Origin of the sequence: Inquilinus sp., assembly GCF_039594555.1 — a bacterium.
Taxonomy (GTDB): Bacteria; Pseudomonadota; Alphaproteobacteria; order DSM-16000; family Inquilinaceae; genus Inquilinus.
Genome location: NZ_JBCNNF010000276.1, coordinates 1 through 9,370, shown reverse-complemented (window position 1 = coordinate 9,370; position 9,370 = coordinate 1). Strand labels below are relative to the sequence as shown.

The following is a 9,370-nucleotide window of genomic DNA, read 5'->3' as shown; positions in this document are numbered from 1 at the left end:
GCACCTCGAACACCGGGGCGACCATGTCGTCGATGTCACGGAAGTCGTCGAAGTCGGTGTCGTCGATCCGCCCGGGGCAGGGCGGGCGGATGGCCTCGGCCTCCGCCGCCAGCCGCGCCGCCTCGTCCTCGCGGCCCTCGCGCAGCGCGATCCCGGCCGCCAGCAGCGCCTGCAGATGCGCCTCGGGCGGGGCCAGGAACTCCGGCACCCGGCCGGCGCTGAAATACTCCGCCCGGGCCTGGGCCGCGCGCACCAGCTGGCGGAACAGCGCGAGGCCGAGGGCCGCGCCCGGATCCTGGTCGCCGATGACGTCGAGCTGCCGGTCGGCGCGCTCGAAATCGCCGGTGAAGCACATCAGCTCGGCCAGGAAGACGCGCTTGCCGGTGTCGCCCGGGCTGGCCTTCACCTCGGCCAGGGCCGCTGCCACGGCGTCGGCCAGCCGGCCGGCCTGGAAATGGTCGGTCGCGTCGCTCATCGCAGCATCCTCGGTCGGGGCGCGGGCATCACGCGGCCCGCGCGCCAGGGGCGTTCAGTTCGGTGACCAGGCGGAAGCCCGACGCCACCTGGTCCAGCTGGAAATGCGGCCGCAGATGGATCGTGCAGCTGTACAGGCCGGGACGGCCCGGCAGCTCGCGCACCGCGACATCGACCTCGCGCAGCGGGAAGCGGGCACGCTGCTCGGCGCTGGCGCTGTCGCTGGAGATCGAATAGTCCAAGAGCCAGCGGCGCAGGAACTCCTGGCAGTCCTCGGCGGTCTGGAAGGCGCCGACGCGGTCGCGGCCGATGATCTTCACGTAATGGGCGAAGCGGCTGATGCAGAAGACGTATTGCAGCATCGCCGACAGCCCGGCATTGGCGGTGGCGGCCTGGGAATCGTAGGTCCTGGGCCGCTGCAGCGAGGCGTTGCCGTGGAACACGGCGTGCGACGTGTCGCGCGCCCGGCACAGGGCGATCAGGCCCAGGTCGGACAGGTCCTTCTCGATCGCGTCGGTCAGCTCGACATCCGTCCCGAACCGCACGCCGATTCCGGGCCGGTCGGTGCCGAAGGACAACTGCGGCAGGTCGGTCACCAGCCCGCCGGTGCCGCCCAGGGCCGAGGCGCCGCGGATCTCGGCGAACCAGCCGAAGCTGTCGAAGGCGCGGATCAGCGTGCCGGCGAAGGCGAAGCTGGCCGGGCCCCAGCAATAGCCCGACAGGTCGGGGGCCGACACGTCCTCGCGGTAGCGGAAGCCGTCGGTGCGGCTGCCGTCATCGGGCCAGGGCGGTCGCATCAGCACGCGCGGCGCGGTCAGCCCCAGGAAGCGCGAATCGTCCAGCTCGCGCAGCGCCTGCCAGCGGTCGAAGGCGGGGCCGGACAGGCCGCGGGTGACGTCGATCGGCATCCCCAGCTCGGCGAAGCTCTCCAGCCCCAGCAGGGTCGGGTGCGCGCCGGCGACGAAGGGGGCGAAGGCGGCGGCCGAGACCTGGGCCATGCCCTTCAGCCCGGACACGTCGTCGGTCGGCCGGTCGGCGCCGGGCACATGGCTCAGCTCATACGCCCCCACCAGGACGCCGAACGGCTCGCCGCCCGGCATGCCGAATTCCTGCTCATAGACCTTCTGGAACAGGTGGCCCTGGTCGAACTCGATCGCCCGCTGGAAATCGCGGCAGACCTCGGGCCAGGACACGTCGAGGATGCGCACCTTGCTCTGGTCCGACTGCCCGGCGATGCGCACCAGATAGGCGACGCCGCGCCAGGCGGCTTCGAGCCGCTGCAGCTTCGGATGATGCAGGATCGCGTCGACCTGCGCGGACAGGAGGGCGTCCAGCCGGGCGATGTCGCGGTCCAGCGCCGCCAGCAAGGCGCGGCGGTCCTGCAGCAGCTGGGCCGCGCGCCCGCGCCCGAACCACAGCGACAGGGCCTGGGCCGTGCGCGTCTCGGCCAGGAAGGCGACGACCGGACCGGCGCCGTCGGCGGCCTCGCGGCCGCCGCCCGCCAGGATCCGGTCGACCAGCTGCGGCCCCAGCGGCGCCTGCCCGAAGGCGGCCGGCCGCGCCGGATCCGCCGCGGGTGGGACCGCCCGGGCCGCCGGGTCAGGAATTGCCGCCGACATTGGGGATGCGCGCGACCATGCGCAGGGATGTCGTCAGCTCTTCCATCTGCAGCCACGGCCGCAGCCAGGCCACGGCGTTGTAGGCGCCCGGGGAGCCCGGGATCTCCTTGACCGAGATCTTGGCCTCCGCCAGGGGATACTTGGCCTTCATCTCCTGCCCGGCGTCCTTGTTGCTGTTCACGTAGTTCATGATCCAGCGGTTCAGCCAGGCCTCGCAGTCCGACGCCTCGAGGAAGGAGCCGACCTTGTCCCGCGCCATCACCTTCAGGTAATGGGCGAAGCGGGACGTCGCCATCATGTAGGGCAGGCGGGCCGAGATGGCGGCGTTCGACGTCGCCTCGGGCCGGTCGTACTTCTTGGGCTTCTGCGTGGTCTGCGCCCCGAAGAACACGGCGTAGTCGGTGTTCTTGTAGTGGCACAGCGGCAGGAAGCCCAGGCGCGACAGCTCGGCCTCGCGGCGGTCGGTAATGCCGATCTCGGTCGGGCACTTGTGGTCCGGGTCGCCGTCGTCGCTGACGAAGGTGTGGAACGGCAGGTTCTCGACCTTGCCGCCGCCCTCGGCGCCGCGGATGGCGGTGCACCAGCCATGCTGGGCGAAGGCGTCGGTCAGCCGCGCGCCCATCACATAGGCGGCGTTCATCCAGCAGTAATTGTCATGGGCCATGGCCCGCGCCGTGCCGCCGGCGTCGGCCGGTGCCTCCTCGTACCCGAACTCCTCGATCCGGCGGGTGTTGGCGCCATAGGGCAGGCGGGCCAAAGCGCGAGGCATCGTCAGGGTGACAAAGCGGCTGTCCTCGCTGTCCCGGAAGCTGCGCCACTTGGCGTATTCCTGGGATTCGAAGATCTTCTCCAGGTCACGCGGCCGCGACAGCTCGGTGTAGTCGTTGAAGCCGAACAGCTGCGGCCCCGCCGCGGCGATGAACGGGGCAAAGGCAGCCGCCGACACCTGGCTCATATGCTGCAGCAGCTCGATATCCTCGGGGTGGTTCGTGAACTCGTAATCCCCGATCAGCGCGCCATAGGGTTCGCCGCCCGGCGTGCCGAACTCGCTCTCGTAGATCTTCTTGAAGATCTGGCTCTGGTCGAACTCGACCGCCTTGCTGACGTCGCGGTACAGGTCGCGCTTGGAGACGTTGATGACGCGGATCTTGAGCTGCGCGCTGGTCTCGCTGCTCTGCACCAGGTGGTGCAGGCCGCGCCAGGATCCCTCCAGCTTGCGGAACTTCTCGTTGTGCATGATCGCGGCCAGCTGGCGCGACATCTGCTCGTCGATCGCGGCGATCGCCCGGTTCAGCGTGACCGTCAGGTTGCGGTCATAGGTGACCGTGCCCTTCAGCGCCTCTTCCGTCAGCGTGCGCAGCAGCTCCTGCGCCCGCTCCGGCTCGGTCTGCTTGGTGGCGCCGATCGCCTGGTCCAGCAGGCTGAACTCGGCCGTCTCGGTGGCCTGGGCGGCGCCCTGGGCCTGCGGGGTGGGTTCCACGGCCATCGCCTTACTCCTTTGTCTCGTCGCCGCCCGTGGCCGGCTTGTCGGCCTTGTCCAGGGCACTGGACAGCTGCGACAGCTGCTCCTTGTTCTGCAGCACCTTCTCCAGCAGGGCCTCCAGGTCCTCGGACCGGTCGACCTTGGACATCAGGTCGCGCAGCCGGTTGCGCGTCTCCATCAGCTTGCGCAGCGGCTCGACCTGGGCGACCACCGCCGCCGGCTCGAAATCGTCCAGCGACTTGAACGCTAGGTTGACCGCGAACTCGCTGCCGTCGCCCTTCAGTGTGTTCTCCACCCGCATGTTCAGGCCGGGGGCGATGCGCGCCATGACATCGTCGAAATTGTCCCGGTCGATCTGCACGAATTTGCGGTCGCGCAGCGGCGCCAGCGGCTGGGTCGGGTCGCCCGAGAAATCCCCCATGACGCCGACGACGAAGGGCAGTTCCTTCTCGACCACCGCGCCCTCGGTTTCCACCTGGTAGGTGATGTGGACGCGAGGCTTGCGGACGCGCTGAAGCTTGTCATGAATGCTGGACATCATCGTCTCGCCTGGCTCAGGGGGTTGGGGGAAAGGCGCAGTTCCACGGTCACTCTCCGATGCGCGGCTTGACGCCGGCGGTGATCAGGAAGTCGCCGCGCGCGGTCTCGTCCCGCAGCAGCTCTTCGAGCAGCTCCGGCAGCGACAGCCGGGCGCGCCGCACAGCCTCCGTCAGGGTGTAGGAGATCACGGCCTGCGGCTCGGCCTGACGGAACCAGGCCGCGGCCAGTTCGACGAAGCGGAGCGCATCCTCGCGGGTGCGGATCTCGCCGGGGCGGGCCGCTGCGGCCGGGGCGGGCGACGCGGCGGCGCCGGCCGAACCGGGCGCCAGCGCCGCCGGCTCCGAAGCCGAAGCCTCCTGCGGGGCGCGAAGGGTCTCTGCCCGATCGCCGAGGGCCAGAAACACGGCGTCGCGGGCGGATTCGAGCACGTTGCGGATGTTGGAACTGGGCGGGGAATCGGGGCCGCAGCGCTCGTCGAGGTCCCGGCACAGCGCCTGGAACGCTTCCTGCGCCGCCGCGATGTCGGCCAGCAGCGTGTCGATCGCGGCCGCGGCCATGTCCTGCGCCGAAGCTCGCACCGCCTCCAGATCCGTGGCGCCGCCGTTCAGGCGCTGCTGCCGCTGGTCGGGGTCGAGGCTGGCGACCTCGCCGGCCTGCAGGATCTGCCACAGCGAATAGTGCCGCTGCTGGCCGTGGATCAGCGGGATCCGCCGCAGCGGCTGGATCAGGGTGCCTTCGCCGCCTTCGCCGTTCAGGCCGGTCACGGGGCGGACCCGGGTGGCCACCCCGTCCTCGTCCGGCTCCGGGAACAGCCCGTCCCAGTACCGCTCCACCAGCGTCCGGATCAGCCCGAACCCGTCGCGCAGCCCGGCATAGCCGTGCAGCCGGGCCAGGCCTTCGACCATCATCGCGGCGATCTCGAGGTCCTTGCTGCGGCGGGTCAGCAGATCGGTCCCGAGCGCCAGGATCTCACGCCATTCGGCGACCGGGCGGGTGTCGTCATCGGCGGCGTCGGCCGCCCGCTCCTGGGCGCGGACGCGGGTGCGCAGGTCGCGCAGGCGCTGGAAGTCGGCCCCGGACGTGAAGTCGGAGCGCAGATCCTCGCCATGCGGGGCAGGGCCGGGCACCGGGGCGGCAAGCGCCTCGATATCCAAGACCGCCGGTGTCTGCACCGAACTGCTCACCTGTCGCCGCTCATATCGTGGTCACCCCATCCCCATCGCGCCGTTCCCTCGGGCCGGCTGCCCCGCCTCGTCCCTACCATAGCGGCGTCCCACCGCGCGTGAAATGCTCCGCCGGGCAGCGAAATCGGAAGGATATCTGTCCCATTTCGCTTCGCTGAACCAGACGGAATTCTCCACCTCCCCAGAAAACCAATAATGCGCTAATGGCGTTTCGGCTTCCAGAATCGCGGGAGCCGTGTATGGATGCCCCAAGTGATGAACGATGAATGTGACTTTTCGACGGCTTCGCCATTCATGGCAGTGTGGTGTCCGTTGTCTCTGGAAATGAAAGTGAATCGGACTCCACTTCTTGGGCGATGGCTGCAACGTCGCTGACCCGAGGGCGTGTTCCCCTGAAAAATCGGTCAAAGCGGTCCACAGATTGTCACAATCGTAAGCAATGGTCGATGGCGACGGCGCAGAGTTTTAGCAGCCGTATAGCCATTCCTAAGATATGGAGGGTTAGAATCATGGCGATCTATGTGCAGATCGACGGCATTCAGGGTGACGCGACGCATGACACCCACAAGAAGTGGGTCGACGTTGCCGCGATGAACTGGGGCGTGCACCGGGCGGTGACGACCCCGTCGGGCTCCGCGCAGAACCGCGAGGCGTCCGAGCCGGTGGTCGGCGAGGTGCATCTGACCAAGTCGATGGACGGCTCGTCCCTCAAGTTCTTCGAGGCCGCCTCGACCGGCAATCAGGGCAAGACCGTGACCATCCATCTGGTGACCACGGGCAGCCCCGGCAGCACCTACATGGAGTACAAGCTGACCAACGCGCTGGTCAGCGGCTATCAGGTCAACACGCAGGGCGACCGCCCGGTCGAGGAGATCACCCTGAACTTCACCAAGGTCGACCTGAAGTACACGACCTATGACGAGAACCATAAGCCGGTGAACAACCAGGTCGCCAGCTACGACATCGCGACCACCAAGAAGGGCTGACGGCCGGGACGGACACCCGGGCATCGGCGTCAGGCCGCCTGCCCGGGTCCGTCCTGCCGGCGGTGGGGGCACCGCCGTGTCGCCGGGAATCAGCGAGGGAGATCGGGGTCCATGCGTTCGGAACAGGTCCTGAACCTTGTCGGGACGGTGCTGTGGGAGCTGGAGGGCGAATCGCCGTCGGCTGCCGCCAGGACCGGCCCGCAGGATCGGCTGCGCCGCCAGCGCCAGGTCATGGTGCTGGAATCCTGCATTGCCGAGCTGGCCCCCACCATGCCGCCGCCCAGCTTCCGCGGGCGGCTGGCCTGGCAGTTGCCGGCCAAGGCCGCGCCGGCACCGAACCCCGCCTCGGAGGAGGATCTCGCCCGCCGTGCCTGCCGCATCGCCAGGCAGTTACCGGTGCCGCCGACGGCCTTCTCGCCCGGGGCCGCCCGCTTCGATGCCGAGCTTGCGCGGCTGGTGCCGGGCGCCGACGCGCAGGAGATCCGGCTGGCAGCGTTCGGGGAGCGGCCCGCCGGGCGCCGTTCATCCGTCGCGGCGGATCGCGAGCGTCCCGCGGGAAGCCGCCTGCTGGCGTCCCTGGCCGTGATCGCGGCTGCCTTGCGCTATACGCCCGATCCCGCGCAGGGGCGGGCCCGCTGACCGTATGATACCGTCCTCGCCCATCCCCGCCGGCCGGCCGATCCGGCCCGGAGGGATGGCGAACCGAAGGGTCGGGGTGGCCGATGTCCCCTTATGACTACACCGCATCGCTGACCCAGGCCGGGCGCCTGTTGTCGGTCCAGACACCTCTCGGCGAGGACGTGTTCCTGCTCGAGGTGATGGACGGCACCGAAGGGCTGAGCGGCCTGTTCGAGTTCCGGCTGCGCGTCCGCTCCAAGCGCCAGGACGTGACGCCGAAGGAGCTGGTCGGCCTGCCGATCAGCTGGTCGCTGGAATTGCCGGGCGGCGAGCGCCGGCAATGGTCGGGCGTCGTCGCGGCGCTGGTGGCCGGCCCGGCGCTGGGCGAGGGGATGCGCAGCTACACGCTCGACGTCCGGCCCTGGCTCTGGCTGTTCACCCACACCTCGGACTGCCGGATCTTCCAGAACAAGACCACGCAGCAGATCCTCGAGACGATCTTCACCGAGGCGAAGATCCGCGACTACGATTTCGGGCCGGTGATCGGGGCGAAGGCGGTGCGCGAATACTGCGTCCAGTACAACGAGACCGACTACGCCTTCATCTGCCGGCTGCTGGAGGAGGAGGGCTGGTGCTGGTGGTTCCGGCATGAGCCGGGCAGCGACGGGGCGCCGCCGCGGCATGTGTTCGTGGTGGCGGACGGTGCCCATGCCTGGACCTACGGGGTCGAGCCGGATGTCCGCTTCACCACCACCAATGTCGACCTCAACGACGTGACCGGCTGGACCCGGCGCTTCGCGTTCAAGCCCGGCCAGGCGGCCGAGGCGGATTGGAACTTCGAGACGCCGCAGGCCCCGGTGGCACGGAACCAGCCCTCGGTGGCGCCGATCGAATCGAACCGCCTGTTCGAGATGTATCGCTGGGGCGGCCGGTTCATGGACAAGGACCGCGCCGACCATGTCACCCGCCGCCGCATCGAGGCGCATGAGGCCGGGTTCGAGGTGATCGAGGCCGAGAGCGGCAACCGCCGCATCGCGCCGGCGCAGAAGTTCCGGCTGTACGGCCACCCGATCGCCGCGGAGAACGCGGAATATGCCGTGGTCGGGGTCGTGCACTCGGCCGAGGACCAGACCTATGTGATGGGCGAGCGCCCGGCGCCGAGCTATTCGAACCGCTTCCGGGTGATCCCCGCCGCCACCCGCTGGGTGCCGGAACAGAGGACGCCGCATCCGCGCATCGACGGGATGCAGACCGCCCTGGTGGTGGGGCCGCCGGGGGAGGAGATCCACACCGACCGCTACGGCCGGGTCAAGGTCAAGTTCCCCTGGGACCGCTACGCCAAGGGCGACGACACCTCCTCCTGCTGGCTGCGCGTCAGCCAGCCCTGGGGCGGGTCCGGCTGGGGATCACAGACCATCCCGCGCATCGGCATGGAGGTGCTGGTCAGCTATCTCGAGGGCGACCCGGACAAGCCGCTGGTGGTCGGCGTGGTGCCGAACCCGACGACCATGCCGTCGCTGGCGCTGCCGGCGAACAAAACGCGCACCGGCTTCAAGTCGTCGACCAGCCCAGGCGGCGCTGGCTTCAATGAGCTGACCTTCGAGGACCAGGCAGGCAGCGAGGAGCTGTTCCAGCACGCCCAGAAGGACGCGACCGAGATCGTCCGAAACAACAAGCGGCAGCAGGTCGGTAATGCCCACACCGTGGCGGCGGAGACGCTGCACCTGACCACGGTGCAGGCGTCGCAGGTGCAGCTGACCCCGAAGGGGATCACGCTGCAGCACAAGGGCGCCATGATCCATCTGGACGAGACGCAGATCGTCCTGTCCTTCAACGGCAAGCACAGCATCCGGATCAGCGCCGACGGGGTCGAGACCCAGTCCGAGACCAAGGTGTTCTCGGCCCAGGGCCAGGGCGGGGCGGCGACGAACTTCGTCAACATCTTCAACCAGGGCGTCCACGTCCTGGGCGACCAGGCCATCCTGCAGCAAGCCGCCGGCGCCACCGTGCTGATGAATGCCGAGGCGATCGACGCGCACGGCCCGCCGATCCTGCTGAACTGCTCGCCGCCGGACCCGGTCCAGACCGCCGCCGGCGGGCAGGGGCCGAGCGTGGCCGACGCCAACCTCGCCGCGCCGCCCGGGGCGCAGGGCGCCAATCAAGGCCCGGGCGTGGCCCAGGGCGGTGGCGCGGCGCAGACCGGCTGGACGGAGAAGGGCGCCTGGGCCGGCAAGCAGGGCGACGGCCCGAACTCCGCCAAGGTCATGGGCGGCGACATCAAGTACAAGACCGCCAACCAGCCGGACAAGGCGACCGTCGACTTCGAGGCCTCCGGCGGCGGCGCGCTGCTGAAGGGCGAGAAGCGCGGCCAATACGGCGCCGTCGGTGGCGAGATGGACATCCTGGCCGGTTCGGCCAAGGGCCACGCCGGCGTCACCAACTACGGCGCCGGCGTGGCCCTTGGCC

General features: G+C 69.5%; 7 protein-coding genes and 1 pseudogene. 3 read left to right on the top strand and 5 right to left on the bottom strand.

What is annotated here, in order from left to right; translation table 11 throughout:
- The 5 genes and pseudogenes from ABDW35_RS24960 to tssA all read right to left on the bottom strand — a co-directional run.
- A pseudogene (locus tag ABDW35_RS24960) lies at positions 1–475 on the bottom strand (SciE type virulence protein); the annotation flags it as partial.
- A gap of 28 nt (positions 476–503) precedes the next feature.
- A complete protein-coding gene (gene tssC / locus ABDW35_RS24955) occupies positions 504–2,093 on the bottom strand; it encodes a type VI secretion system contractile sheath large subunit (protein ID WP_343716567.1) in 1,590 nt (529 codons plus the stop codon).
- Positions 2,074–3,579: a type VI secretion system contractile sheath large subunit gene (gene tssC, locus ABDW35_RS24950; RefSeq protein WP_343716566.1), complete on the bottom strand. Its 1,506-nt coding sequence runs from the start codon at positions 3,577–3,579 to the stop codon at positions 2,074–2,076. Before tssC (ABDW35_RS24950) ends, tssC (ABDW35_RS24955) begins: the two co-directional genes overlap by 20 nt.
- Before the next feature lie 4 nt (positions 3,580–3,583).
- Complete coding sequence (tssB, locus tag ABDW35_RS24945) at positions 3,584–4,114, bottom strand: type VI secretion system contractile sheath small subunit (RefSeq protein ID WP_343716565.1); 531 nt, start codon at positions 4,112–4,114, stop codon at positions 3,584–3,586.
- 49 nt (positions 4,115–4,163) lie between these two features.
- Complete coding sequence (gene tssA, locus ABDW35_RS24940; RefSeq protein WP_343716564.1) at positions 4,164–5,300, bottom strand: type VI secretion system protein TssA; 1,137 nt, start codon at positions 5,298–5,300, stop codon at positions 4,164–4,166.
- Positions 5,301–5,809: 509 nt separating this feature from the next.
- Between tssA and ABDW35_RS24935 the strand changes: the two genes are divergently transcribed.
- From ABDW35_RS24935 to tssI, 3 genes are all read left to right on the top strand, one after another.
- Entirely contained in the window at positions 5,810–6,286 is a 477-nt protein-coding gene (locus tag ABDW35_RS24935; protein WP_343716563.1) for a type VI secretion system tube protein Hcp, read from the top strand.
- Positions 6,287–6,397: 111 nt separating this feature from the next.
- Entirely contained in the window at positions 6,398–6,925 is a 528-nt protein-coding gene (locus ABDW35_RS24930) for a hypothetical protein (protein WP_343716562.1), read from the top strand.
- Between the two features lie 83 nt (positions 6,926–7,008).
- On the top strand, positions 7,009–9,370 hold a 2,362-nt coding region (gene tssI, locus ABDW35_RS24925), incomplete at its 3' end, for a type VI secretion system tip protein TssI/VgrG (protein ID WP_343716561.1).

What these genes read in the sequence shown, in the direction of transcription:
- tssC (WP_343716566.1), bottom strand. Translation starts at nt 3,579, where the DNA reads ATGGCCGTGGAACCCACCCCGCAGGCCCAGGGCGCCGCCCAGGCCACC.
- ABDW35_RS24930 (WP_343716562.1), top strand. Translation starts at nt 6,398, where the DNA reads ATGCGTTCGGAACAGGTCCTGAACCTTGTCGGGACGGTGCTGTGGGAG.
- tssC (WP_343716567.1), bottom strand. Translation starts at nt 2,093, where the DNA reads ATGTCGGCGGCAATTCCTGACCCGGCGGCCCGGGCGGTCCCACCCGCG.
- ABDW35_RS24935 (WP_343716563.1), top strand. Translation starts at nt 5,810, where the DNA reads ATGGCGATCTATGTGCAGATCGACGGCATTCAGGGTGACGCGACGCAT.
- tssB (WP_343716565.1), bottom strand. Translation starts at nt 4,114, where the DNA reads ATGTCCAGCATTCATGACAAGCTTCAGCGCGTCCGCAAGCCTCGCGTC.